The organism is Streptomyces montanus (genome assembly GCF_005786655.1).
Classification (GTDB): Bacteria; Actinomycetota; Actinomycetes; order Streptomycetales; family Streptomycetaceae; genus Streptomyces; species Streptomyces sporangiiformans.
In genome coordinates this window covers 13,388-39,240 of the sequence record NZ_VBZC01000079.1, presented here as the reverse complement: position 1 = coordinate 39,240, position 25,853 = coordinate 13,388, and the positions used below count along the sequence as shown (strand labels likewise).

Sequence of the window (25,853 nt, the reverse complement as noted above, 5' to 3'; positions counted from 1 at the left end):
GGCTGCCTTCCGTCGCCGCGCGGCCCGACGGGCTTCGGCCCGGCCGCCGGTCGCCCGGGGCGCCCCGGCCTTCGGCGGCGTCCGGCGAAGCTGCTGGGATTCCGGCTGGGATTCCGGCCGAGGTTTCTCGTATGCCGGCCGGTACGTGTCCGGGGAGCCGTACGTGTCCAGAGGGCCGCAGGTCTCCAGGGGGACGTACGTGTTCAGGGGGCGCTGCGGATCCATCCACTCCATCAGATCCCTCGGATCCGACGGTTCCTCGACGGCGTACAGCATGTAGCTCCCGTACGCCGGGCCATACGTCTCGCACTGCGAATTGCTCACGCCGACACGCTCCAGGGATCCGGATCGGGAGCCGAAACCTACTGGAGCGGTCGTGACTCTCCAAAGCGGCACGACTACACTGCGTCACTATCCCGCCCCGGGGATGAACGGCCGTGGGCGTTATGGCTCAGTACGTGAGCGTCATGGCTCAGTAATCGAAGGCGCGGGCCGTGTTCGACGAGATCGCCGTCGCCAGCGCGTCCTCGTCCAGGCCCCGCACGGCTGCCATGGCGCGAACCGTGACCGGAACGAGATACGGGGCGTTAGGCCGTCCGCGGTAGGGCACCGGGGTGAGGAAGGGCGCGTCCGTCTCGACGAGGACGAGGTCGAGGGGCGCCACGGCGAGGGCGTCGCGCAGCGGCTGGGCGTTCTTGAAGGTCATGTTCCCGGCGAAGGACATGAAGTAGCCGGCGCGGGCGCAGACTTCGGCCATGGCCGCGTCCCCGGAGTAGCAGTGGAAGACGGTGCGCTCGGGGGCGCCCTCCTCCTTGAGTACGCGCAGCACGTCGGCGTGCGCGTCCCGGTCATGGATCACCAGGGTCTTGCCGTGCCGCTTGGCGATCTCGATGTGGGCGCGGAAGGAGCGCTCCTGGGCTGCCTTGCCCTCGGGGCCGGTGCGGAAGTAGTCGAGGCCGGTCTCGCCGACGCCCTTCACCTGGGGGAGGGCGGCGAGCCGGTCGATCTCGGCGAGTGCCTCGTCCAGCGCGCCCTCTTCGCCCGCCTCCCGGGCGCCCTGCCGGGACCAGCCGTCAGGGTCACCGAGGACGATCCGCGGTGCCTCGTTGGGGTGCAGCGCGACGGTGGCGTGCACGGCGTCGTACGTCGAGGCCGTCTCGGCCGCCCACCGCGAGCCCTTCAGGTCGCAGCCGACCTGAACGACCGTCGTCACGCCGACCGACGCGGCCTTCGCGAGACCCTCCTCGACGGTTCCGGACTGCATGTCGAGGTGGGTGTGCGAGTCGGCGACGGGCACGCGGAGGGGGTCCGGGAGGGGCGGGGCTTCGGCGTTGGAAGGCATACCCCGATCCTACGAAGGAGGCATGCCGCTCCGTGCCCGGCAGGGGCCCGCCAGGTCGGCTCGGTCAGCTCGCCTTGCGGTGGTGGAAGGGGTGCAGCAGGTCGGAGAGGTGCCAGTGGTGGTGCTCCTTGGCCTCCGGCTCGGCGTCCTCTTGCCCCTGCTCCGACTTCGACTCCGACCCCGACTCCGGGAGGGAATCGTCCAGCGGGCTGCGCTGGTGCATGGACCTCAGCGCGGAGGACACCTGACCGGCGCGCATGATGCGCACCACGTGGCTGTCGCAGTTCAGGCAGGTGGGCCGGGTGAGCGGCGACGGCACGACCTGTCCGTCCGCCACGTACATCACGAACTCGCGGTCCTCGGCGTCGAGGTGGTGCTCGATCTCGAACGACTGCTCCCAACCGTGCCCGCAGCGCATGCAGGCGAAGGAATACGACTCGTGGACGATGTCCGTGGCCGCGACGCCGCGGTGCCCGGTCTGCCCTGCGATCTCACTCATGCCAGCTCCTCAGTCCGCTGGACAACCGCCTCCGGGGGAGCGGAGGCGGGGGACGGGTGCGTCCCCCGTCAACCAGTGGACTCTTCTCCCGGCATGAGCGCAGGTGACCTGTCGACTATTGGAGGCGTTTTGGCTGTTCCTTGCCCCAGCGCTCGTGGCGGGTGGCCTGCGCTTTGCCTTTCTCCCGTGGCCCTTTGCCCTCCATTGGCGCTGCACTCCGCGGGGCCGCGCTCCTACGGGGCGGTGCGGGCGGCGTTCTTCGCGGCGACCACCGCGTCGAAGACCTCGCGCTTGGGCAGACCCGCTTCGGCGGCGACGGCGGCGATCGCCTCCTTGCGCCGCTCCCCCGCCTCCTCGCGCACCCGCACCCGGCGCACCAGCTCGTCGGCGTCGAGCTCCCCGGCGCCCTTCTCGGGCGCCCCCTCGACGACGACGGTGATCTCACCGCGTACGCCCTCGGCGGCCCAGGCCGCGAGCTCGGCGAGCGGTCCGCGCCTGACTTCCTCGTACGTCTTGGTCAGCTCGCGGCACACGGCCGCCCTGCGGTCCTCGCCGAACACCTCCGCCATCGCGGCGAGCGTGTCGTCGAGCCGGTGCGGCGCCTCGAAGTACACGAGTGTGCGCCGCTCCTCGGCGGCCTCGCGCAGCCGCGACCGCCGCTCGCCGGCCTTCCTGGGCAGGAACCCCTCGAAGCAGAACCGGTCGACGGGCAGCCCCGACAGGGCGAGTGCGGTGAGCACGGCGGACGGGCCGGGTACGGCGGTCACGCGGATGTCCTTCTCCACGGCGGCCGCGACGAGCCGGTAGCCGGGGTCGGACACGGACGGCATCCCCGCGTCGGTCACGAGCAGCACGCGCGCCCCGTCGGCCAGGGCCTCGACGAGCTCGGGCGTACGGGCCGACTCGTTCCCCTCGAAGTACGACACGACGCGCCCGGTCGGCTGCACACCCAGCGCCACGGTCAGCCGCCGCAGCCGCCGCGTGTCCTCGGCGGCGATCACGTCGGCCCCCGCCAACTCCTCGCCCAGCCGGGGCGGCGCGTCCGCGATGTCCCCGATGGGAGTGCCTGCGAGTACAAGGGTTCCTGTCACGGTTCCATCCTCGCAGGGGCGGGAAAGCGGGACTCCCACAGATGGGTTCCTTACGATGGCGCGGTGACCAGTACCGCGTCCTCCATGGACACCCGGCAGGAACAGGGCGTCGAAGAGCAGCGGCCCTCGTGGCAGCAGCGGCTTCGCCGGTTCGGCTATACGAGCCGGCCCAGAAGCGACGTCCGTGACCGGCTGATGCCCCCATACGCCGAGCCCAGCCCGCGTCTGTGGGCGACGATCGGGCTGTCGAAGCCGGCCACCGGCCGCCTGGTGCGCTGGTCGGCGTGGGGTGGCCCGCTGCTGGTGACGCTGCTGGCCGGTATGACGCGGTTCTGGAACCTCGGCAACCCGAAGGCGGTGATATTCGACGAGACGTACTACGCCAAGGACGCCTGGGCGCTCATCCACCGCGGGTACGAGGTCAACTGGGCCAAGAACGCCAACGACCTGATCCTGCAGGGCGATGGTCACGTCACGATCCCGTCGGAAGCCGCGTACGTCGTCCATCCGCCGGTCGGCAAGTACGTCATCGGACTCGGCGAGTGGATGTTCGGGTTCACGCCCTTCGGCTGGCGGTTCATGACGGCGCTGCTCGGCACGCTGTCCGTGCTGATGCTGTGCCGGATCGGCCGCCGCCTGTTCCGCTCGACGTTCCTCGGCTGTCTGGCGGGCGCGCTGATGGCCGTCGACGGACTGCATTTCGTGATGAGCCGCACCGCGCTGCTCGACCAGGTGCTGATGTTCTTCGTGCTCGCGGCCTTCGGCTGCCTGCTCCTGGACCGGGACAGAGCCCGCGCCCGCCTCGCGGCCGCGCTCCCGCCGGACGCGGACGGAGTCGTACGCCCGGACGCGCACGTCGCCGAGACGACCCGCATGGGCCTCAGGCCGTGGCGCTGGGCGGCCGGTCTGATGCTCGGGCTCGCCATCGGCACCAAGTGGAACGGCCTCTACGTGCTGGCCGCGTTCTGCGTGATGGCGGTGCTGTGGGACGTGGGCTCGCGCAAGGTCGCGGGCGCGCGACGGCCGTACGCGGCCGTGGTCAAACGCGACCTGGGGTGGGCGTTCCTGTCGACCGTGCCCGTCGCGGTCGTCACGTACCTCGCCTCCTGGACCGGCTGGATCCTGTCCCCCACCGACGGCACCGGCGGCTACTTCCGCAACTGGGCGGCGACCGACGGCAAGGGCGGCAACTGGACGTTCCTGCCCGACTGGCTGCGCAGCCTGTGGCACTACGAGCACCAGGTGTACGAGTTCCACGTCGGCCTCTCCTCGCCGCACACCTACCAGTCGAACCCGTGGAGCTGGATCGTCACCGGCCGCCCGGTCTCGTACTTCTACGACGACCCGCTGCCCGGCAAGAACGGCTGCCCCGCCGACGCGGGCGAGAAGTGCGCCCGCGAGGTGCTGGCCCTGGGCACACCCCTGTTGTGGTGGGCGGCCGCCTTCGCGATCCTCTACGTCCTGTGGCGCTGGCTCTTCCGCCGCGACTGGCGCGCGGGCGCGATCGCCTGCGGCATCGCGGCCGGCTACCTCCCCTGGTTCATGTACCAGGAGCGGACGATCTTCTACTTCTACGCGGTCGTCTTCCTGCCCTTCCTCTGCCTGGCCGTGGCGATGATGATCGGCGCGCTCCTCGGCCCGCCCGGTTCGACCGAACGCCGCCGCGTCGTGGGCGCGGCCGCCTCGGGTGTCCTCGTCCTGCTGATCACCTGGAACTTCATCTATTTCTGGCCGCTCTACACCGGCCAGTCGATTCCCATCGACAGCTGGCGTTCGCGTATGTGGTTGGACACTTGGGTCTAACAATCGGGGAACAGCACCCCCATCGGTCACTCCCCCCGCATACAGTGCGGTGCAGACCACCTTTCTGAACGCGTTCAGAAAGGTTCATGGGGAGGGGAACGCGCGATGCGCAAGGGGGCAAAGGCCGCCATAGTCGGCGGGGTGTTCGCCGTCATGGTGGGGGGTGCCGGGTACGGCGCGTACAACATAGTGTCGGCCGTCACCGGGACGGGATCGGACTCGGCCGGGCCGGCACAGGTGAAGACCGGTCCGCCGTCCAGCGCGGAGGTCAGGGAGACCACCGAGAAGTTCTTCGCGAGCTGGGAGAAGGGCCAGGCGGACAAGGCCGCCACGTACACGAACAACGCGGCGACGGCACGGGCGCTGCTCACCGACTACCGCGACGAGGCACACCTCACGAAGGTGAAGATCACGCCGGGCACGCCGACCGGCAGGACCGTGCCGTTCTCGGTCTCGGCCACGGTGTCGTACGAGGGAAAGACCAAGCCGCTGTCCTACGACAGTGAGCTGACCGTCGTGCGCGGGAAGACCACGGGACGCCCGCTGGTCGACTGGCAGCCGTCCGTCGTGCACCCGGACCTCAAGAAGGGCGACACGCTGGTCACCGGTGAGGCGGCGAGCCCGCCGATCGAGGCGGTGGACCGCGACGGGGTCGTGCTGACCAAGGCGAAGTACCCGTCGCTCGGGCCGATCCTGGACCAGCTGCGGGAGAAGTACGGCCCGACCGCGGGCGGCACTCCGGGCATCGAGCTGTCGATCCGGCACACGGACGAGAACGCGGGCGACGAGACGCTCGTCACGCTCGCCAAGGGCAAGCCGGGCAAGCTGCAGACGACGCTCAGCGCGCGCTCCCAGGCGGCCGCGGAGAAGGCGGTCAAGGAGTACTCCGAGTCGTCGGTGGTCGCGGTGAGATCGAGCACCGGGGAGGTGCTGGCGGTCGCCAACCACCGGGCCGACGAGTTCAACGCGGCGTTCCTGGGCAAGCTCGCCCCGGGCTCCACGATGAAGATCATCTCCGCGGCGACGCTGATCGACAACGACATCACGACGGCGACCGGGCCCGCGCCCTGCCCGCCCGACGCGACCTGGCAGAGCCAGAAGTTCAACAACCTCAAGGGGATGACACCCAACGAGAACGCGACCCTCTCGGAGAGCTTCGCGCGCTCGTGCAACACGGCGTTCGTGAAGTACGCGGACGAGGTGCAGGTCAACTCGCTCACGAAGGAGGCCGAGGAGCGCTTCGGCCTCGGCCGGGACGACTGGAAGACCGGCATCCCCTCCTTCGACGGCTCCGTCCCGGCCTCCGGCGGCCCCGACACGGCGGCCAACATGCTCGGCCAGGGCCAGGTCCAGATGAGCCCGCTCAACATGGCGTCGGTCACCGCGACCGCGATGACGGGCACCTTCCGGCAGCCGGTCATCGTGCCGCAGCGGCTCGACGACCGTGAACTGGCCACAGCCGAGGGCCTGTCGGAGAGTACGGTCGCGCAGCTGCGCCAGATGATGAACCGCACCGCGGTCAGCGGCACCGCGGCCGCCGCGATGTCGAAGGTCCCCGGCAACATCGGCGCGAAGACCGGCTCCGCGGAGGTCGACGGACAGGAGAAGTCCAACAGCTGGTTCACCGGTTACCGTGACGACATCGCGGCCGCGGCCATGACGCAGGAGGGCGGCCACGGCGGTGACGCGGCGGGCCCGATCGTGGCGGCGGTCCTGCGAGCGGGTGCCTGAGACGGGCTGACCGAAGGTCAGGGCCGCCCCGCGAAGCCGCCTGTCCGAGAGACAAGTGGCCGAACTCACCCTCACAGGGCGGCCCTCTAGGGTGGTGGCTCTCGTTCTCGTAGAGGAGCGTGGGAGAACCGGGAAAGCAGCGAAGGAACGGGAGCCGTGGGAAACAGGAGACGCGCCACCGAGCGCGGCAGGACGAAGCCCGCCGTCATCGGCGGCATGATCGCGGTCGTCGTCGGCGGCGCGGCATTCGGCGTCTACAACGTGTACGACGGCGGCGCGGCCGCCGACGACAACGGGTCGACGGCCTCGGATGCCAAGAAGGTCAAAACCGGCCCGTTGTCGGCGGCCGAAATCCGCTCCACGGCCAAGACGTTCCTCGCTGCCTGGCAGAGCGGTGACCCCGCGCGGGCCGCGGCCGCCACGAACGACACGACGGCGGCCCGCACCCTGCTGACCGGGTTCGGCACCGAGGCGCATATCGAGGACGTGACGCTCACAGCGGGTCAGCGGTCCGGCACCAAGATGCCGTTCTCCGTCAAGGGCACGGTCTCCTACCAGGGCAAGAGCAAGCCCCTCGCCTACGATTCCGAGCTCACCGTCGTCCGGCGGGCCAAGGACGGGAAGCCGCTGGTCGACTGGCGCTCCTCCGTCGTGCACCCGGACCTGGCGGACGGCGACCGGCTGGTCACCGGGGAGGCCGGGACACCGCCGGTCAAGGCGCTCGACCGGGACGGCGGCGAGCTGACCACGGCCAAGTACCCCTCCCTCGGCTCCGTTCTGGACGGGCTGCGGGAGAAGTACGGCAAGAAGGCGGGCGGCAAGGCGGGCATCGAGCTGCGCGTGATCCGCAAGGGCTCCACAGGCTCCGACTCGGGCTCGGACTCCTCCTCCGCGAAGACCTCGACCGAACAGAAGAACCCCGACAAGACGCTGCTGGAGCTGAGCAAGGGGACGCCGGGCACGGTCCGTACGACCCTCAGCCCGAGCCTCCAGGCGACCGCCGAGTCGCAGGTGGCCAAGAAGCCCCAGGCGTCGGCGGTCATGCTGAAGCCGTCCACCGGCGAGATCCTGGCCGTCGCGAATTCCGGCCATGGTTACAACACCGCCTTCCAGGGGTCCCTCGCCCCCGGCTCCACGATGAAGATCATTTCGGCGTCGCTGCTGCTCGACAAGGGGCTCGCGTCGGTGAACAAGGAACACCCGTGCCCCAAGTACTCGACGTACGGCGGCTGGAAGTTCCAGAACGACGACAAGTTCGAGATCAAGAACGGCACGTTCAAGGCGAGTTTCGCGCGGTCCTGCAACACGGCCTTCATCAGCCAGGCCAAGAAGCTGAGCGACGACGACCTGACCAAGCAGGCCCAGGAGGTGTTCGGGCTCGGCAGGGACAACTGGTCCGTCGGGGTGTCGAGTTTCGACGGCACGGTGCCGGTGCAGTCGCAGGCCCAGAAGGCGGCGTCGTTGATCGGCCAGGGCGGGGTCCGTATGAACCCGCTGAACATGGCGTCGGTAGTCGCGACGGCGAAGACGGGCAGCTTCCACCAGCCGTACCTGGTGTCCCCGGAGGTCGACGACCGCACCTTGGCGAAGGGGTCCCGGTCCCTGTCCTCCTCCACCCAGTCCCAGCTGCGCGAGCTGCTGCAGTACACGGCCGCGGCGGGTACGGCGGCCGAGGCGATGTCCGGCCTCGGCCCCGACTTCGGCGCCAAGACGGGGTCGGCGGAGGTCGACGGCCAGAAGAAGCCCAACGGCTGGTTCACGGCGTGGAAGGGCGACTTGGCGGCGGCGGGCGTCGTGCAGCAGGGCGGGCACGGCGGGGAGTCGGCAGGGCCGATCGTGGCGGCGCTGCTGAAGGCGGGCAGTTGACGCGACGGGGAGGCGGGGCGGGCACGGGAACGGCGTTGTGAGTAACTCGTTCGCCTGCCCCGTACACCCACCGCTACGGTGCCGTCCATGACCGCCACTTCCGAAGGATCCGCGGCGTCCGAGGCGTCTACGGCGTCCGCAGGGTCCGCAGCCCACCCTCGTTTCGCGGAGGCCCTGCAGCAGCTGGGCCTCGATGACTTGGTCCCTCGCGTCCGCCGCTTCCCGGAGGCCACGCGCACCGCCGCCGAGGCCGCCGCGGCGATCGGCTGCGAGCTGAGCCAGATCTGCAAGTCGCTCATCTTCGCGGCGGACGGGGTGCCGGTCCTGGTCCTCATGGACGGCGCGTCCCGGGTGGACGTGGAGCTCGTACGCCGGGAACTGGGTGCCGAGAAGGTCACGCGCGCCAAGGCGGACCTGGTCCGGGAGACGACGGGGTACGCGATCGGCGGCGTACCGCCCTTCGGGCACCGCACCCGGACCCGTGTGCTGGCGGACCGTTCGCTGCTGGAGCACGAGACGGTGTGGGCCGCCGCGGGCACGCCGTACGCCGTCTTCCCCATGGACCCGAAGACCCTGGTCGCCCACGCGGGCGGCACGCTGGTGGACGTGCGCGAGCAGTCGCCCGAGCCGTCGGCGTGACGCCACTGGTCACGGCCGCGGTCCTGCTCGCGGCCGTCACCCACGCGTGCTGGAACGCGATCGCCCACCGCATCACCGACAAGCTGGTCGGTTTCACGCTGATCGCCGGCGGGGGCATGCTGATCGGCCTCGCCGCGATCCCGTTCGTGCCGGTGCCGGCGGCCGGAGCGTGGCCGTACCTGATCACCTCCGCGCTCATCCATGTCGGTTATTACGCGCTGCTGATGCGCTCCTTCCGGCTCGGGGACTTCGGCCAGGCCTACCCGATCGCCCGCGGGACCGCTCCGCTCGTGGTCACGGCGCTGGCCGCGCTCTTCGCCCACGAGGTACCGGACGGCTGGGCGGCGGCGGGCATCGCGCTGTCCTGCGCGGGCCTGACGGGCGTGGCGCTGTGGGGCCTGCGCGGCCACCGCCCCAACTGGCCGGCGATCGCCGCGGCCTTGGCGACGGGCCTCTCCATAGCGGCGTACACGGTCGTGGACGGCCTGGGCGTACGCGCCTCCGGTACCTCTCTCGGCTACATCGCCTGGCTGATGGCCCTGGAGGGCATCGCCGTCCCGGCCTACGCCGTCCTGCGCTGGCGAGCCGAGACGGTGACCGTACTCCGCCCCTTCGCCGCCGTCGGCCTCCTGGGCGCGGCTCTCTCCGTCGCGGCCTACGGCCTGGTCCTGTGGGCCCAGACCCAGGCGGAACTGGCCCCCATCGCGGCCCTCCGCGAGTCCTCGATCATCGTCGGCGCGGCCATCGGAGCGATCTTCTTCAAGGAACGCTTCGGCGCACCTAGGGTCGCCGCGGCGGGCTTACTGGTACTGGGCATCGGCTTGATGCTGCACGCGGGTTGAGCGAGTGCGCCCCTTTCAGGGGCGCGGGGAACTGCGCGACAAGCCACAACGGCCCGCAGCCGAAGTGCGAACCCGGGGACCCCGGCTACCCCCCGACCGCCGAGCGAACCGCTCGTACCAGTGCCTGGGCGCGCGCGTCCGCTGTGACGCTCTTGCGGAAGCCGTTCGTGATGTAGCCGAAAGCGATGCCCGAGTCGGGGTCCGCGAAGGCGAGGGCGCCGCCCCGGCCGGGGTGGCCGAAGGAGCCCGGCCCCAGGAGGGGCGATGCGGTGCCATGGAGCATGTAGCCGAGGCCGAAGCGGGTGGGGACCACCAGGACCCGGTCCGGGCCCCCGGAGTGTTCGCTTCGCGCGAGCTCGACCGTCCGGGGCGTGAACAGCCGCCCGCCATCACCCACTTCACCGATCAGGGCCGCGTAGAAGCGGGCCAGCCCGTCCGCCGTCGCGATGCCGTTCGTCGCCGGGAGGGCCGCGGCGCGGTACGCCGCGTCGTTCTGGTCGGGAAACGGAGTGATCGCGGCGAAGGCCCGGCGCGTGAGGGAGGAGGGGTCCTCGTAGGCCTCGGAGACCGCACGCTTCGGGCGGGAGCGCAGGCCCCCGCCGGCGATCTCCGGCTCTTCGGTCCGCCCCGCCCGCCCCACTCGTCCCGCCTCGGACGACGGCAGCCCCACCCACAGATCCAGCCCCAACGGCCCGGCGACCTCGTCGGCGAGCCACTCCCCGATCCCCCGGCCGCCCGTCACCCGCCGCACCACCCCGTCGGCCAGCCAGCCGTACGTCAGCGCGTGATAGCCGTGGTCGGTGCCCGGCTCCCAGGCGGGCGCCTGCGCCGCGACCGCCTCGATCCCCCGCAGGGGGTCCAGCGCCTCCTCAGGAGTCAACGGCCGGTCCAAGGCCGGCAGCCCGGCCCGGTGGGACAGCACATGCCGGACCAGGACCCGGTCCTTGCCCGCCGTCTTGAACTCGGGCCAGTACTCCCCCACGGGTGCGTCCAGATCCAGCTCTCCGCGCTGATGCAGGAGGAGGACGACGGCCGCGGTGACGCCCTTCGTCGCCGAGCGCACGATCTGCGCCGTTCCCCGCTCCCAGGGAGCCGGGGAACCGTCCACGTCCCGTGTTCCGCCCCACAGGTCGACGACCTCGTGCCCGTCGCGGTACACGACCACGGCCGCGCCCCGCTCGCCGAGCGCCGTGAAGTTGCGTACGAACGCGTCCCGGACCGGCTCGAAGCCCTCCGCCACTGTGCCGTTCACGTCCACTCCCGAACCCCCTGCCTCAGTCACGCGCCCATCATCACAGAGCGTGGATCGAAGCCGAAGGGCAGCTCCAGGCGGTGCGTGCGCATCAGTTCGTCGTCCGAGAGCAGTTCGCCCGTCCTGCCGTCCGCGGCGATGACCCCGTCGCTGAGGATCAGTGACCGTGGGCACAGCTCCAGCGCGTACGGCAGGTCGTGCGTGACCATGAGCACGGTGACGTCCAACGACCGCAGGATGTCGGCGAGTTCGCGCCGTGAGGCGGGGTCGAGGTTGGAGGACGGCTCGTCCAGGACGAGGATCTCCGGCTCCATCGCGAGGACGGTCGCCACCGCGACCCGGCGGCGCTGCCCGAACGACAGGTGGTGCGGCGGGCGGTCGGCGAAGGCCTCCATCCCGACCCGCTCCAACGCCGTGCGCACCCGTGCCTCCAGCTCCGGCCCCTTCAGCCCGGCCGCCGCGGGCCCGAAGGCCACGTCCTCGCGCACGGTCGGCATGAACAGCTGGTCGTCCGGGTCCTGGAAGACGATCCCGACCCGGCGCCTGATCTCGGCCATGTGCCGCTTGCCGACGGGCAGGCCGGCGACCGTCACGGTGCCGGCGCCGCCGGTCAGGATGCCGTTGAGGTGCAGCACGAGCGTCGTCTTGCCGGCGCCGTTCGGGCCGAGCAGCGCCACGCGCTCGCCGCGTCCGACGCGGAAGTCCACTCCGAAGAGGGCCTGATGCCCATCGGGGTAGGCGAAGGCGAGGCCGGCCACATCCAGCGAAGGTGCGGCCTCCGGAGTCGGTGTCGCTTCTGTCGCGTGTGTCACAGAGTCCATCCCAACAAGCAGACGAGGAGGGCGGCCGAGGGCAGGGCGAGGGCGTACGACCACTGTGCCCGGGACGCGGTCACCTCGTCGATGACCGGCATCGAACCGGCGTACCCCCGGCTGACCATGGCGAGATGCACCCGCTCCCCACGCTCGTACGAGCGGATGAAGAGGGCGCCGGCCGACTTGGCGAGGACGCCCCAGTGCCGGACTCCGCGGGCCTCGAAGCCGCGCGACTCCCGGGCGATCCGCATCCGCCGCATCTCGTCCGTGATGACGTCGCCGTACCGGATCATGAAGGACGCGATCTGCACGAGGAGCGGTGGCAGCTTCAACCGCTGGAGTCCCAGGAGGAGTTCGCGCAGTTCGGTGGTCGAGGCGAGCAGCACGGACGCGGCGACGCCCAGCGTGCCCTTGGCCAGGACGTTCCAGGCGCCCCACAGACCACTCACGCTGAGCGACAGGCCGAGGACGTCCACCCGCTCACCCTGCGCCACGAACGGCATCAGCACGGCGAAGGCCACGAACGGCACCTCGATCAGGAGCCGCTTCAGCAGGAACCCGGCGGGCACGCGGGCCGAGTACGCGACGGCGGCCAGCAGCAGTGCGTACAGCGCGAACGCCCACATCGCCTCGCGCGGCGTGGAGACCACGACGATCACGAAGGCGAAGACGGCCGTGAGCTTGGTGTGCGGCGGCAGGGCGTGCACCGGCGAGTGCCCGTGCCGGTAGAGCTTGTGTGCGTGGCCGGCGCCCATGTCAGACGTTCTCGGCCACGTCGGACGCGTCACGCACGGAGGCCGGGGACGTCTCGCCGGTACGGCGCCTGCGTACGGCCCAGAAGACGCCGGTCCCGGCGACGACCGTGACGCCCACGCCGATCACGCCCGCGAGGCCGCCGGAGATCCGGGCGTCGGTAAGGCCCTCGATGCCGTAGTCGGCCAGCGGGGAGTCGGCGGTCGCGTGCTCCTCGGTCTTGGCGTCGATGCCCTTGTCGGCGGCGACCTTCTCCAGGCCGTCGGGGTCGGCGGAGGCGTAGAAGCTGACGAAGCCGGCGAGGACGAGGGAGGCGGCAAGGCCCGCGAGCCAGACCCTGCGTGTGGAGCGGGCGGCTGCCGGCACCGGCTCGGCCGCGGGGGCGTCGACCAGTTCGCCGTTGACCCGCAGCTTCAGCGGGGCGGTCAGGCCGCGGGCGCCGTACACGAGGTCGGGCCGGACGGCGATGACGGCGCCGACGGTGAGCGCGGTGATCGCGGCCTCGCCGATGCCGATGAGGACGTGGACGCCGACCATGGCGGTGAGGACCTGCCCGATGGGGACGTCCGTGGTGCCGCCGACGGCGTAGACGAGTGTGAAGGCGGCGGCCGCCGCGGGTACCGAGAGCACGGCGGCCACGAAGGCGGAGACCGTGATGGAGCGCCGCTTCTTCGGCAGGACCTTCACCAGACCGCGGAAGACGGCGTACCCGACGACGGTCGTGACGACCGCCATCACCGTGATGTTCACGCCGAGCGCGGTGAGGCCGCCGTCGGCGAAGAGGACGCCCTGCATCAGCAGGACGACGGACACACAGAGGACCCCTGTGTAGGGCCCGACGAGTATCGCCGCGAGCGCACCGCCGAGCAGATGCCCGCTCGTTCCCGCGGCGACCGGGAAGTTCAGCATCTGCACGGCGAAGATGAAGGCGGCGACGAGGCCCGCGAGCGGCGCGGTCCTCTCGTCCAGTTCACGCCGGGCGCCGCGCAGGCTCACGGCGACGGCTCCCGCGGCGACGACTCCGGTGGCCAGGGAGACGGGGGCGTTGATGAATCCGTCGGGGACGTGCATACGTGGGCTCCGCTTCCGGGGTCCGGCCGTCTGGCTAACCGTTTGATGATAGTGCCTTGTTGCGAACAGCTCGCAAGAGCGAGTTGACCTCGAATAACCCGGAAGCACATTCCGCAAAATATGCGACATTAGAGAGGAAACAGCTCAAAGGGCTCTCTCAGGGTCCCCGGCGAAGGAGCGACCGATGCCCGCCGTCGAGCAGTACGCCCGCGCCCACATCGTCACCGACTCGACAGTGGACCCACCGGCGGTCCCCGTCGCCCTCCGCTACGACCCGGAGGCCGACCCCCGGCAGGTGCACATCGTTCTCCCCGGCCACCACGAGTGGGCCTTCTCCCGCGACCTCCTCGAACGGGGCCTCCGCTCCCCGGCCGCCTCGGGCGACGTGAACATCTGGCCCTGCGGCCGCGTCCAGGCCGTGATGGAGTTCCACTCCCCGGAGGGCGTGGACGTCGTCCAGTTCGACTCGTATGCACTGATCCGCTTCCTCCGCCGTACGTACATGACGGGGACGCCGGTCCGGAGCTGAGCGCCCGTCGGAGCGGAGCAGGGGTTCAGCAACACCAAGGGGCGCCCCACGAACGTGGGGCGCCCCTGCGGTCTCTTCGGGAACCAAGACCTGTGTGCTCAGACCCGTGCGAGCTCCCGGTCCTTGTCCTCGTCCGGATCCACGTCCCGGCGCTCGTCCATGGCGCGCAGACCCTCGCCCTCGACATCGACGTTCGGCAGCGCCCGGTCCAGCCACTTCGGCAGCCACCAGGCTCGCTTGCCCAGCAGGGCCAGCACCGCCGGAACGATCGCCATCCGCACGATGAAGGCGTCGAAGAACACCGCGACCGCGAGACCGAAGCCGATCATCTTGACCATCGACTCGCTGGAGCCGATGAATCCGGAGAAGACGGCCATCATGATGACCGCGGCCGCGGTGACGACGCGGGCGCCGTGCTGGAAGCCGGTCACGATCGTCTGGTCGGGGCTCTCTCCGTGGACGTGCGCCTCGCGCATGCGGGTCACGAGGAACACCTCGTAGTCCATCGCCAGGCCGAAGACCACGCCGACCATGAAGATCGGCATCATCGACATGATCGGACCGGTCTCCTCGACGCCCATCAGGCCGGAGAGCCAACCCCACTGGAAGACCGCGACGACGGCGCCCAGCGCGGCGAGCACCGAGAGCAGGAAGCCGAGGGCCGCCTTCAGCGGAACCAGGATCGAGCGGAAGACGACGATCAGCAGCAGGAACGCCAGGCCCACCACCAGCGCCAGATACGGGACCAGCGCGTCGTTGAGCTTCTGCGAGAAGTCGATGTTCATCGCCGTCGTCCCGGTGACCAGGACGTTCGAGTCGGTGTCCGCCTTGACCGCGCCGCCCGCGTCACGGATCTCGTGCACCAGGTCCTCGGTCTTGACCGAGGACGGCTTCGAGTCCGGGATCACGGTGATCATCGCGGTGTCGCCGGCCTTGTTGAACCTCGCAGGGCTCACCGACACGACACCGTCGAGGTCCTTGATCTTGTCGGCCACCTCGTTGGCGTCGGCCTTCGGGTCGGCGCTCCCCTTGGCGTCGGACACGACCATCAGCGGACCGTTGAAGCCGGGGCCGAAGCCCTCCGACAGCAGGTCGTACGCCCGGCGCTGGGTCGTGGACGTCGGCTGCGAGCCGTCGTCCGGCAGGCCCATCTCCAGCGAGGAGACGGGGACGGCGGCCACACCCAGGCCCACGACGCCGAGGAGGAGGACGGCGAGCGGCCTGCGGACGACGAAGCGGGCCCAGCGGGTGCCCATGTTCGCCTTCGGCTCAGCGGTGTCGGCAGCGTTGGCGGACCGGGCGGCGCCGGCGACCTCGGCAGCCCCGGCACCCTTGGCGGCCTTGGCGGCCTTGGCACCCTTGGCGGCCGCCTTCTTGGCGGCGCGGCCGCCGCCCAGCAGCCTGCTCTTCTGCCCCGCCGGACGGACCTTCTTTCCCGCGTACCCGAGCAGCGCCGGGATCATGGTGAGGGCGATCAGCACGGCGACGGCGACGGTGCCCGCGGCCGCGACACCCATCTTCGTGAGCATCGGGATGTTGACCACGGCCAGACCGACCAGGGCGATCACGACCGTGAGGCCGGCGAAGACCACCGCGGAGCCCGCCGTGCCGACGGCCCGCCCGGCCGCCTCCTCGCGTGCCCGGCCCTCGGCCAGCTCGGCGCGGTAGCGGGAGACGATGAAGAGCGCGTAGTCGATGCCGACCGCGAGGCCGATCATCATCGCCAGCGTGGAGGTGGTGGTGCCCAGGTCGAGCGTGCTCGCGAGAGCGGTGATGGTCGAGACGCCGATGCCCACGCCGATCAGCGCGGTCAGCAGCGGCAGCCCCGCCGCGACCAGCGAACCGAAGGTGATGACGAGGACGACCGCGGCGACGGCGATACCGATGATCTCCGTGGCCCCCGTCTCGGGCACCGCCTGGAGCGCGTCACCGCCGATCTCCACGGTCAGTCCGGTGTCCCGCGCGTCCTGCGCGGCCTCCTTCAGGGCGTCCTTCGAGGAGTCCTCCAGTTCCATGCCGGGCACCTTGTACGACACCTGCGCGTACGCGATCGACCCGTCCTTGCTGAGGGACTTGGTCTTGTACGGGTCGGTGACGGAGACGACCTCGGAGCCGTCGCCGAGTTCCCTGACGGTGTTCTTGACTGCCGCCTTGTTGGCCGCGTCCGACATCTTCTCGCCGTCGGGCGCCTCGAAGACGACCCGCGCGGTCGCTCCGTCGGCACTCATGCCGGGAAAGCGCTGCTCCAGCAGGTCGAAGGTCTTCTGCGCCTCGGTGCCGGGTATCGAGAAGGAGCTCGATCCCGCCGCCGGGGCACTGGCCGCGCCGACGCCCGCGAGCGTCAGCAGCGCGACCCAGATCAGGGCGACGAAATGCCGTCGCCGGAAGGCCAGTCGGCCCATTTTGTAGAGGAACGTGGCCACGAGTTCGTACTCCCGGTCAGGTCGTGGGACGGAGCAGGGCAGGGGTGATCAGCCCGTGAACAGGCAGGGGACATCGGCCCGTTGACGGCATGCAGAGGTGATCAGCCCGACGACGTGAGCGGTCGCGTCAGGTGCAACTGGGGGACTTGCGAAGAGGGTTGAGTGTCAGACGTCAGGCGCCGAGAGCGGGGAGGACCACGGCGTCGATGTACGAGGTGAGGAAGTCCTGAGTCGGCGGCAGTTCATCCAGCAGCGTCCGGGTGGCGAAGGCGCCGAGCATCATGTGCACCACGTACTCGATCGCAGGGTTGTCCGCACGGACCTCCCCGCGGTCGATGGCACGCTGCAGCACGCGGCGGAACTCCTCCATCTCCGGTTCGATGAGGAGCTCCCGGAACGCCTTCAGCAGATCCGGGTTGCCGTGCACCGCCATGGCCAGGCCCCGCATCAGCGCGGAGTTCTGTTCCATGACGCAGTCGTTCTCGCGTCGCACGAGGGCGTGGAAGTCGCCCCGCAGGGTGCCGGTGTCGATGTCGGAGATGCTGCCCGGCTTGTTGAACCGCATCGCCTTCGCCACCAACTCGGCCTTGCCGCCCCACTGGCGGTAGAGAGTGGCCTTGCTGGACCGGGTGCGGGCGGCCACGGCGTCCATGGTGAGGGCGTCGTAGCCGACTTCCCGGAGCAGGTCGAGCACGGCCCTGTACAGCTCGGCCTCGCGCTCGGGCGTGATCCGACTGCGTCGCGCTGTCGCGGTCTCAGTCATCCCACTCACCTTTTCCCCACTCCGCGCTCGAACCGGCGTCGGACAGCCTAGTCGGCCTGCCCGATGCCGTTCCAAACGAAACGGTTTCGTACGCCCACGACGATACCCCGAGAATCTGCGAAACGAAACCGTTTCGTACGTGTCCCCGGTCACGCGCCCCTCCGGAGCCACCGCCCCAAGTTGCCGGGGCTCCTCCACCGGAAAAGCATGGATGGGGTGAGCAACACGTACGAGACCCCGGCAGAATCCGAGCACGAGCCCGCCCCCGCCTACCTGCGCTTCCCGCACCTCAGCGGCGACCGGCTCTGCTTCGTGGCCGAGGACGACCTCTGGGTGGCTCCCCTCGACCGCCCCGGCCGGGCCTGGCGGCTCACCGTCGACCGTACGAAGGTGAACCACCCCCGCTTCTCGCCCGACGGCCGGCACATCGCGTACACGACCTGGCGCAGCCTCGACCCGGAGATCCATCTCGCCCCGGTGGACGGCGGGCCCTCGAAGCGGCTCACCTACTGGGGCAGCCCCGACACCCGGGTCTGCGGCTGGACACCTCCCGACGGGGAGGGACACACCGACATCCTCGCGGTCGCCTCGCACGGCGAGCCCTTCTCCTACTTCACCTTCGCCTACAGCGTGCCCGTCGACGGCGACCCCGGCGGCAAGCTGCCCTGGGGCCCGGTCTCGCACATCGCCGTCGCCGACATCGACGGCGAACGCAGGACACTGCTGCTCACGGGTACGCCCCCGCACGAGCCCGCCTCCTGGAAGCGCTACCGCGGCGGCGCCACCGGACGGCTCTGGCTGCACGGACAGCGCATACTCGACGACCTCGACGGGCACCTGGACGCTCCCATGTTCGTCGGCGACCGGATCGCCTTCCTCTCCGACCACGAGGGCGTCGGCAACCTCTACTCGTGCCGGTACGACGGCTCCGACCTGCGCCGCCACACCGACCACGACGCCTTCTACGCCCGGCACGCGTCCTCCGACGGCACCCGGGTCGTCTACCAGTGCGCCGGCGACCTGTGGATCGTCGACGACCTGTCCGCCGACTCGCTGCCGCGCCGCCTGGACGTGCGCCTGGGTGGGCCGCGCGCGGGGCGACGTCCGTACCAGCTGCCGGCGGCCCAGCACGTCAACGGGATCTCCGTGGACGAGACGGGCCGGGCCAGCGCCGTCGTCGTACGCGGCAGCCTGTACTGGCTCACACACCGCGAAGGCCCCGCCCGCGCCATCGCGGACACCCCGGGCGTACGCGTACGGCTCCCGGAAATGATCGGCTCGAGCGGGCGGATCGCGTACGTCACGGACGCGGAGGGCGAGGACGCCGTCGAGCTCGCGTACCTGCCGCGCGCGACCGGCGACCGCGGGCCGCGCCGGCTGGCCTCCGGCGAGCTGGGCCGCGTACAAGAACTCGTCTCGGACCCGCAGGGCGAGCGGCTCGCGATCGCCTCGAACGACGGCCGGCTGCTCCTGCTCACCGTGCCCGAGGAACCCGAGCAACCCGAGGAACCCGAGGAAGCGGCCGACGGCGCGGGCGCGCGGGAGGCGGCCGGCGAGGTCACCGAGCTGATCCATTCGATCAACGGGCCGGTACGGGACCTCGCCTTCTCCCCAGACGGGGCCTTGCTGACCTGGTCCCACCCGGGCATCGGCCGGTCCCTGCGCCAGATCAAGATCGCACGGATCGAAGGCCCGGGAGGCGAAGGCCCGGGAGGCGCAGGTCCGGCAGCGCACACGATCGTCGACGTCACCAACGGCCGCTTCGAGGACGAGAACCCGGTGTTCACCCGGGACGGCCGCTACCTCGCCTTCCTGTCCTGGCGCGGCTTCGACCCGGTGTACGACGTACACACCGGCGACCTGTCCTTCCCCCTGGGCTGCCGCCCCTACCTCGTCCCCCTGTCGTCCGCGACCCCCTCTCCCTTCGCGCTGAACCCCGAGGGGCGCCCGGCGGCGGGCGGTCTTGACCCCGTCGAGGACGAGGGGGGCGACGGCAGCACGGTGACCGTCGAGATCGAGGGCCTGGAGAGCCGTGTGACGCCCTTCCCGGTCGCCGCCTCCAAGTACTCGGCGCTGTATCCCGTCGCGGGCGGCGGCCTCGTCTGGCTGCGCTGGCCGATCTCCGGTGCCCTCGGCGAGACCTTCGCGAACCCGGACGACATGACCGGCCGCCCCACTCTTGAGCACTTCAGCATCACCAAGGCGAAGAAGTCCGAACTCGTCGGCCATCTCGACTGGTTCGCGGTCAGCGGCGACGGCACGCGGCTCGTCGTGGTCGACGAGGGCGACCTGCGCGCCGTCCCCTCGACCGAGCCCGGCGACTTCGACTCGACCGTCTGGATCGACTCACGCCGCATCCTCCACCACGTCGACCCGGCCGCCGAGTGGCGGCAGTCGTACGAGGAGGCGGGCCGCCTCATCCGCGCGTACTTCTGGGAGCCGAAGATGTGCGGCATCGACTGGGACGCGGTGCTGGACCAGTACCGGCCGCTGGTCGAACGGGTGGCGTCCCCCGACGAGTTCGCGGATCTGCTGCGCGAGGTACTGGGCGAGCTGGGCACCTCGCACGCGTACGTCACCCCCGCGCGCCGCAACGAGGGACCGCCGCACTATCAGCGCGCCCAGGGTCTGCTCGGCGCCAACTTCGTGCGCAGGGACGGAAGCTGGATGGTCAAGCGGATCCTGCCCGGCGACTCGTCCGACTCCAAGGCGCGTTCGCCGCTGGCCGGTACGGGAATCCGTGAGGGCGCGGTGCTCACTCATGTCGACGGTCGGCCGGTCGACCCGGTCGCCGGACCGTATCCGCTGCTCGCGGGATCGGGCGGTACGACGGTGGAGCTGACGTTCGCCCGACCCGTCGCCCACCACCACCCTTCCAAGGAAGGCCCTTCGGGCCCCTGTGATCCGGAGGGCGAGGGCGGATCGCGGCGCGTGGCCGTGGTCCCGCTGATCGACGAACGCCCCCTGCGCTACCAGGACTGGGTGGCCAAACGCCGCGCGGTCGTACGGGAGTTGAGCCACGGCAAGTGCGGGTATCTGCACATCCCTGACATGGGCGGCTCGGGCTGGGCGCAGTTCAACCGCGACCTGCGCATGGAGATGTCCCGGCCCGCCCTGATCGTCGACGTACGCGGCAACGCCGGCGGCCACATCAGCGAGCTGGTCGTCGAGAAGCTCACCCGTACGATCCTGGGCTGGGACCTGACGCGCAACGCCCAGCCGGTGTCGTACGCCTCCAACGCCCCGCGCGGCCCGATCGTCGCCCTCGCCGACGAAATGACGTCGTCGGACGGCGACATGATCACGGCGGCCTTCAAACTGCTCAAACTCGGCCCGGTGGTGGGCCAGCGCACCTGGGGCGGCGTCGTCGGCATGACCGGCCGCCATCGCCTCGGCGACGGCACGGTCATCACGGTCCCCATGAACGCCGCCTGGTTCGACGCGTACGGCTGGTCCGTCGAAAACCACGGCGTTGCCCCGGACCTGCCGATCCTGCGCACCCCCCTGGACTGGGCGGAAGGCCGCCACGCCCAACTGGCCGACGCCGTGGAACTGGCCCTGACCCTCCTGACCACCACCCCAGCGGCAACCCCACCCGACTACCACCACACCCCAGACAAAACCCGCCCAAAGCTCCCCCCGAGACGATAGCCGCCACTGCTGTGGGCATTCGTTCACACCGCTGCTGTGGGCAGTCGTTCCGCAGGGCGGAACGGGTGGGCACAGCTTGCACCACCGGGCACCGTTGCAAACAGGCTCAGCGACAGCAAACGCAAGCAGCACACACAAGAGCGGGGTGCCCTCCCCAAAGAGGGCACCCCGTTCCAAGCGACCCGAGCAGAACTACACGTCGTAGTCCTGGTCGAACCGATCCTGCGCCTCCCGCTCAGCCCGCCGCGTAGGCTCATCCTGCTCCGGCCGCCCCCGCTCAGACTCCCGCCGACGGCGCTCCCGCTCGGCCTGCTCCCGCTCCTCGCGCGGCGTCCGCGGCGTGTGCTGCTCGCGCTCGCGCCCGCTCATGTCGTCACGCCCCTGGCCGGAGCCGGAACGCTGCTTGCGCGCCTGCTCCTTGAGCTCATTGGCCTTGTCCTTGGACTGGTCCTGCATGCCCATGAGATTCACTCCCAATGTGGGTGAGGGGATTGGGCCTCGACCAGATTGACATGGGCGGACAAAGCACGCATTTCGATCAGTTACGCACCGTATTCCGCGCCTCCTCATCAGCCGCCCCACCTGCGCCGACGAGCCCCGTACGGACATCCCTCAGCCTCGCCCCGAACCGCCTCATCTCCCGCTGCCCGACCGTCCCGATGATCCCCGGCAGATACCCGCGGACGCCCTGCATGCCCCGCAGCCACCACTGCCCGTACACATGGCCGGCCCGTCGCTCGATCCCGGCCACGATCCGGTCGACGGCCGGCCCCAGGGGATACGTCTTGCCGGCCGGCCACGGCAGCCGCTGCCGCAACTCCCGCATCACATCGTCCTGATCGGCGCCGCGCACCATGTCGGTGTCGGTCCACGACAGATACCCGACCCCGACGCGTACGCCCTGGTGGCCGACCTCGGCGCGCAGGCTGTGCGCGTACGCCTCCACGCCCGACTTGGACGCGCAGTACGCCGTCATCATGGGCGCGGGCGTGATCGCGGCGAGCGAGGCGATCTGCAGCAGATAGCCGCGGCTCTCCGTCAGGGCGGGCAGGAAGGCGCGGGCCGTCACCGCCGAGCCGATCAGGTTGACCTCGATGACACGCCGCCAGGCCTCGGGGTCGGAGTCCATGAACGGCCCGCCGTTCGCGACGCCCGCGTTGGCGACGACGATGTCGACCTTCCCGAATCTCTCCTTCACCTCGGCCGCGACCCGCGCCATCGCCTCGTGGTCGGTGACGTCGGCGTGCCAGTGGCCGCCCTCCGTGTGCAGCCGCTCGGCGACCCGTTTCAGCTCGTCCGGCTCCAGGCCGACGAGGGCGACCTTCGCACCGCGCGCGGAGAGCTTGCGGGCGAGGAGTTCCCCGACGCCGCGCGCCGCGCCCGTGACGACGGCGACCTGTCCTTCCAGGCCGACCCTGCTCATGCGTCCTCCTTCAGCTCGACGCGCACGTACGTCGACACGAGTTCCCGTATCCGCCCGTTGACCAGCTCGGGTGCCTCGACCGGGGTCATGTGCCCTACCCCGGGCAGCTCGGTGGCGCCGACACAGTTCGGCAGCGCGGCGACCAGAGCGCGTGCGTGGATCACCGGTGTCATCCGGTCGGCCAGGCCCACGACCACCGCGGTCGGCACCGTCAACTCCCGTACAGCGTGGTCGAGATCGAGCGTGTCCAGTACGTGCGACCAGGCGTACCGCACCTGGCGCGGACACGCGTGCACGATGCGCGCACACGCCTCGACCATCACCGGGGCCGAACCGGGCCCCATCGTGGCGTACTTGAGGATCCGCCGGGCCAGTGGCGTGACCGGTCCGAGCGGTGCCCGCGCGCCCAGGATCCGCTTCGTGAGCCAGGTGCGCATCCGTCCGGCCCGTAGCGGCACCACCAGCGACTCGGCGACGAGCCGCGAACTGCCCGTACTGCACAGCAGTACGGCGGCCGCGTGCTCCCGAAGGCGCGCCCGACCCGACGCGGCCATCAACGTCATCCCGCCCATGGAGTGCCCCACGAGTACGGCCTTCTCGCCCGGCGCGAGCGTGGCCGCCAGCACGGCCTCCAGGTCGTCGGCGAGCGCGTCGGTGCTGCACGCGGGACTGGCGGGACTGCGCCCGTGCCCGCGCTGGTCGTACACGATCACCCGGTGGTCGGCGGCCAGGTCCCGTATCTGCGCGGCCCAGTAGGCGGTCGAGCAGGTCCACCCGTGCACCAGGACCACCGTGGGCGCGGACGCCCCGTCCACAGGCTCATGCACCTCGACATGCAGCCGCGCGCCGTCGGCGGAGACGGCGGTCAGCTCGCGCGCGGGGGCGGGCGGGGCGTAGGGACCACTCTTCACATGCGTCAGTCGGCTCACGCCTCGGCCTCGACCTTCTCATCGCGGGACTGGCTCTGGGATGGGATCCGGGGCCGGGATGCCCGGAGGACCTGGTACTCGCCGAGGTCGACGCGTCGCGTGACCCGGCGGAACTCCGTCGTCGTACCCGGCCAGATGGTGGTGTTGCGGCCCTCCGCGTCCAGGTACCAGCTGGTGCAGCCGCCCGTGCTCCACACCGTGCGCTTCATGCGCTCCTGGACCTTGTCGTTCCAGGCGGTCACGGCCGAGGGGCGGGCGTCGAGGGCGACTCGGCCACCGAGGACCTCCAACTGCCGTACGTAGTCGACCATGTAGTTCAGCTGGGACTCGATCACCAGGATCATGGAGGAGTTCCCGAGGCCCGTGTTCGGGCCGATGATCGTCATCCAGTTGGGGAACCCGGGGGCGGACGCGCCCCGCAGCGACTTCATGCCGCTCCGCCACACCTCCGCGAGCGTCCTGCCCTCCGCGCCCACGACGCGCTCCGCGATGGGCATGTCGGTGACATGGAAACCCGTACCGAAGACGATGGCGTCGGCCTCGGCCTCACTGCCGTCGGCGGCGACGAGCGTGGAGCCGCGGATCTCGCTGAGCCCGGCGGCGACCACGTCCACGTTGGGCCGGGCGATGGCCGGGTAGTAGTCGCTGGACAGCAGGATGCGCTTGCAGCCGATGCGGTAGTCGGGAGTGAGCTTCGCGCGCAGCTGGGGGTCCTTGATGGTGCGGGCCATGTTCCGCTTGGCCAACTGCTCGACCACACCGAGTTCATGGGGGCGCTTGGTGAACGCCTGGACCTGCAACTCCCGGATCCCCCACAGCAATCCGCGCCGGGCCCGTGCGGTGAAGGGCAGTCGCTGGTGCAGTCGGCGCTCCACTGTGCTGATGGCACGGTCGACGCGGGGCAACACCCAGGGCGGGGTGCGCTGGAAGAGCGTGAGCCGGGCCACGTCGGGCTGGATGGACGGCACGATCTGAATGGCGGACGCCCCCGTGCCGATCATCGCGACCCGCTTGCCGCGCAGGTCGTAGTCGTGATCCCAGCGGGCCGAGTGGAAGACCTTGCCGGGGAAGGTGTCGAGACCGGGGATGTCCGGGAACTTGGGGTCGGAGAGCGGGCCGGTGGCGGAGACGACCATGTCGGCGGTGAGGTTCCCGCTGCTGGTCTCGATGTCCCAGCGCAGCCGCTCGCCGTCCCAGGTCATCTTCTTCACTTCGGAGTCGAAGCGGATGTGCGGACGGAGCCGGAAGACATCCGTCACATGCTCCAGATAGGCGCGGATGTGTTCCTGCCCGGAGAAGGTGCGCGGCCAGTCGGGGTTGGGCGCGAAGGAGAACGAGTAGAGATGGGACGGCACGTCGCAGGCACAGCCGGGATAGCTGTTGTCCCGCCAGGCTCCGCCGACGCTGCCGGCCCGTTCCAGGACGACGAAGTCGGTGATCCCTTCCCGCCGCAGCCGGACGGCCGCCCCGAGCCCGCCGAATCCGGAGCCGACCACCGCCACGCGCACATGTCGCCCTTGCTCGTGCCCGGTCACCTCCTCCTTCCCCGCCGTCCCGTGCCCGGCCGTCCCGTGCCCGGTCACCCCTTGCCCGGTCATCCGGACACCTCCCTGGTCCCTGTTCTCCGCGGCCCTGTTGCTCCGCGTTTCGCCGCGCGACCACGCCAGTGAACACTGGCGCAATGGGGAGAGTAGAGGAGCCGCGTACTGCTGGGTAGGGGGCGGAGGCGGGGAAAGTTACTGGCGGTACAACATAGGCTGCTCACGTGGTCGAGGGATCGGGAAAGCGGGAGTACCGCATGGCGGAGCTGGCCAGGGAGGCCGGCATCACGGTGCGCACCCTGCGCTTCTATCGTGAGCGCAAGCTGATACCGCCGCCCCGCCGCGAGGGCCGCATCGCCTGGTACGACGACGACCACCTGGCCCGCCTGCGCACCATCTCGGCGCTCCTGGAGCGCGGCCACACCCTCAGCGGCATAGCGGAGTTGGCCGAGGCCTTCGACCACGGCCGGAACGTCGGCGAACTGCTGGGCCTCGGCGCGCCCACCGAGGAAACCCCGGTCCATCTCTCCCCCGAGGAACTCGCCGACTACTTCGGCGACCAGGCGACCCCGGAGAACCTCTCCGCCGCCCTCGACCTCGGCTATCTCGGCACGGACGGCGGCGAGATCGTCCACGTCAGCCGACGCCTGCTCGACGTCTCGGCGGCACTGGTCCGCGAGGGCATTCCTCTCGCGGACGTACTGGCCGCCGCCCGGCGCGTACGGGAACACACGGACGCGCTGGCCGAACTCTTCGCCGACCTCGTCCTCGCCCAGGGAGGCTCGACGGACGACCTCCAGCGCCTGCGCCCGCTCGCGAAGAGCGTGGTGGAGGCGGAACTGTCGATGGCGATGGACCGACGTGTGCGTAAGCAGCCGTAGCCCTGGCCG

21 protein-coding genes and 1 pseudogene are annotated in these 25,853 nt (G+C 70.6%); 8 read left to right on the top strand and 14 right to left on the bottom strand.

Going from position 1 to position 25,853, the window contains the following annotated elements:
- The 4 genes and pseudogenes from FE633_RS41845 to rsmI form a co-directional block, all read right to left on the bottom strand.
- Positions 1-324 (bottom strand): annotated as a pseudogene (locus tag FE633_RS41845) (hypothetical protein); the annotation flags it as partial.
- Positions 325-472: 148 nt separating this feature from the next.
- Complete coding sequence (locus tag FE633_RS41840; protein ID WP_138050402.1) at positions 473-1,342, bottom strand: TatD family hydrolase; 870 nt, start codon at positions 1,340-1,342, stop codon at positions 473-475.
- A 64-nt stretch (positions 1,343-1,406) separates the two neighbouring features.
- Positions 1,407-1,841 (bottom strand): hypothetical protein, encoded by a 435-nt coding sequence (locus tag FE633_RS41835; protein WP_138050401.1) that lies wholly within the window; start codon positions 1,839-1,841, stop codon positions 1,407-1,409.
- Between the two features lie 233 nt (positions 1,842-2,074).
- The gene (gene rsmI, locus FE633_RS41830) at positions 2,075-2,932 is read right to left on the bottom strand and encodes a 16S rRNA (cytidine(1402)-2'-O)-methyltransferase (RefSeq protein ID WP_138050400.1); all 858 of its coding nucleotides are present in this window, start codon (positions 2,930-2,932) and stop codon (positions 2,075-2,077) included.
- A gap of 63 nt (positions 2,933-2,995) precedes the next feature.
- Between rsmI and FE633_RS41825 the strand changes: the two genes are divergently transcribed.
- The 5 genes from FE633_RS41825 to FE633_RS41805 all read left to right on the top strand — a co-directional run bounded on the left by FE633_RS41825 (position 2,996) and on the right by FE633_RS41805 (position 9,813).
- Positions 2,996-4,735, top strand: coding sequence for a dolichyl-phosphate-mannose--protein mannosyltransferase (locus FE633_RS41825; RefSeq protein ID WP_171060341.1), 1,740 nt, complete (start codon positions 2,996-2,998; stop codon positions 4,733-4,735).
- Between the two features lie 105 nt (positions 4,736-4,840).
- On the top strand, positions 4,841-6,466 hold the full coding sequence (locus FE633_RS41820; protein ID WP_138050399.1) for a penicillin-binding transpeptidase domain-containing protein: 1,626 nt from the start codon (positions 4,841-4,843) through the stop codon (positions 6,464-6,466).
- Positions 6,467-6,622: 156 nt separating this feature from the next.
- Positions 6,623-8,332: a penicillin-binding transpeptidase domain-containing protein gene (locus tag FE633_RS41815; protein ID WP_138050398.1), complete on the top strand. Its 1,710-nt coding sequence runs from the start codon at positions 6,623-6,625 to the stop codon at positions 8,330-8,332.
- 87 nt (positions 8,333-8,419) lie between these two features.
- Complete coding sequence (locus FE633_RS41810; RefSeq protein ID WP_138050397.1) at positions 8,420-8,971, top strand: YbaK/EbsC family protein; 552 nt, start codon at positions 8,420-8,422, stop codon at positions 8,969-8,971.
- Entirely contained in the window at positions 8,968-9,813 is an 846-nt protein-coding gene (locus FE633_RS41805; protein WP_138050396.1) for a DMT family transporter, read from the top strand. The genes FE633_RS41810 and FE633_RS41805 overlap by 4 nt, the downstream gene beginning before the upstream one ends.
- An 85-nt stretch (positions 9,814-9,898) precedes the next feature.
- Here FE633_RS41805 and FE633_RS41800 read toward each other — a convergent pair whose 3' ends face one another.
- From FE633_RS41800 to FE633_RS41785, 4 genes are read right to left on the bottom strand one after another with little or no spacing between them, the layout of a single operon-like run.
- Positions 9,899-11,071: a serine hydrolase domain-containing protein gene (locus tag FE633_RS41800; RefSeq protein WP_171060343.1), complete on the bottom strand. Its 1,173-nt coding sequence runs from the start codon at positions 11,069-11,071 to the stop codon at positions 9,899-9,901.
- 20 nt (positions 11,072-11,091) lie between these two features.
- A complete protein-coding gene (locus FE633_RS41795) occupies positions 11,092-11,886 on the bottom strand; it encodes an energy-coupling factor ABC transporter ATP-binding protein (protein ID WP_138050394.1) in 795 nt (264 codons plus the stop codon).
- Positions 11,874-12,635: a cobalt ECF transporter T component CbiQ gene (gene cbiQ / locus FE633_RS41790; protein WP_138050393.1), complete on the bottom strand. Its 762-nt coding sequence runs from the start codon at positions 12,633-12,635 to the stop codon at positions 11,874-11,876. The genes FE633_RS41795 and cbiQ overlap by 13 nt, the downstream gene beginning before the upstream one ends.
- A gap of 1 nt (position 12,636) precedes the next feature.
- Entirely contained in the window at positions 12,637-13,704 is a 1,068-nt protein-coding gene (locus FE633_RS41785) for an energy-coupling factor ABC transporter permease (RefSeq protein WP_138050392.1), read from the bottom strand.
- Between the two features lie 184 nt (positions 13,705-13,888).
- Between FE633_RS41785 and FE633_RS41780 the strand changes: the two genes are divergently transcribed.
- A complete protein-coding gene (locus FE633_RS41780; RefSeq protein ID WP_138050391.1) occupies positions 13,889-14,233 on the top strand; it encodes an SsgA family sporulation/cell division regulator in 345 nt (114 codons plus the stop codon).
- Positions 14,234-14,331: 98 nt separating this feature from the next.
- Here FE633_RS41780 and FE633_RS41775 read toward each other — a convergent pair whose 3' ends face one another.
- The gene (locus FE633_RS41775; protein ID WP_138050390.1) at positions 14,332-16,656 is read right to left on the bottom strand and encodes an MMPL family transporter; all 2,325 of its coding nucleotides are present in this window, start codon (positions 16,654-16,656) and stop codon (positions 14,332-14,334) included.
- A 172-nt stretch (positions 16,657-16,828) separates the two neighbouring features.
- A complete protein-coding gene (locus FE633_RS41770; RefSeq protein WP_138050389.1) occupies positions 16,829-17,419 on the bottom strand; it encodes a TetR/AcrR family transcriptional regulator in 591 nt (196 codons plus the stop codon).
- A gap of 216 nt (positions 17,420-17,635) precedes the next feature.
- On the opposite strand from FE633_RS41770, the gene FE633_RS41765 reads away from it, so the two are divergent.
- The gene (locus FE633_RS41765) at positions 17,636-21,070 is read left to right on the top strand and encodes a S41 family peptidase (RefSeq protein ID WP_246114077.1); all 3,435 of its coding nucleotides are present in this window, start codon (positions 17,636-17,638) and stop codon (positions 21,068-21,070) included.
- A 192-nt stretch (positions 21,071-21,262) separates the two neighbouring features.
- Here the strand turns inward: FE633_RS41765 and FE633_RS41760 are convergent, their stop codons facing one another.
- From FE633_RS41760 to FE633_RS41745, 4 genes are all read right to left on the bottom strand, one after another.
- Positions 21,263-21,532 (bottom strand): hypothetical protein, encoded by a 270-nt coding sequence (locus tag FE633_RS41760; protein ID WP_138050387.1) that lies wholly within the window; start codon positions 21,530-21,532, stop codon positions 21,263-21,265.
- A gap of 76 nt (positions 21,533-21,608) precedes the next feature.
- Positions 21,609-22,493 carry an SDR family oxidoreductase gene (locus FE633_RS41755; RefSeq protein WP_138050386.1) on the bottom strand — a complete coding sequence of 295 codons (885 nt, stop codon included), beginning with the start codon at positions 22,491-22,493 and terminating at the stop codon, positions 21,609-21,611.
- Positions 22,490-23,422 carry an alpha/beta fold hydrolase gene (locus tag FE633_RS41750; protein WP_138050385.1) on the bottom strand — a complete coding sequence of 311 codons (933 nt, stop codon included), beginning with the start codon at positions 23,420-23,422 and terminating at the stop codon, positions 22,490-22,492. Before FE633_RS41750 ends, FE633_RS41755 begins: the two co-directional genes overlap by 4 nt.
- On the bottom strand, positions 23,419-25,020 hold the full coding sequence (locus tag FE633_RS41745) for a flavin-containing monooxygenase (RefSeq protein ID WP_138050384.1): 1,602 nt from the start codon (positions 25,018-25,020) through the stop codon (positions 23,419-23,421). Before FE633_RS41745 ends, FE633_RS41750 begins: the two co-directional genes overlap by 4 nt.
- Before the next feature lie 200 nt (positions 25,021-25,220).
- On the opposite strand from FE633_RS41745, the gene FE633_RS41740 reads away from it, so the two are divergent.
- The gene (locus FE633_RS41740; protein ID WP_138050405.1) at positions 25,221-25,844 is read left to right on the top strand and encodes a MerR family transcriptional regulator; all 624 of its coding nucleotides are present in this window, start codon (positions 25,221-25,223) and stop codon (positions 25,842-25,844) included.
- Positions 25,845-25,853 lie beyond the last annotated feature (9 nt).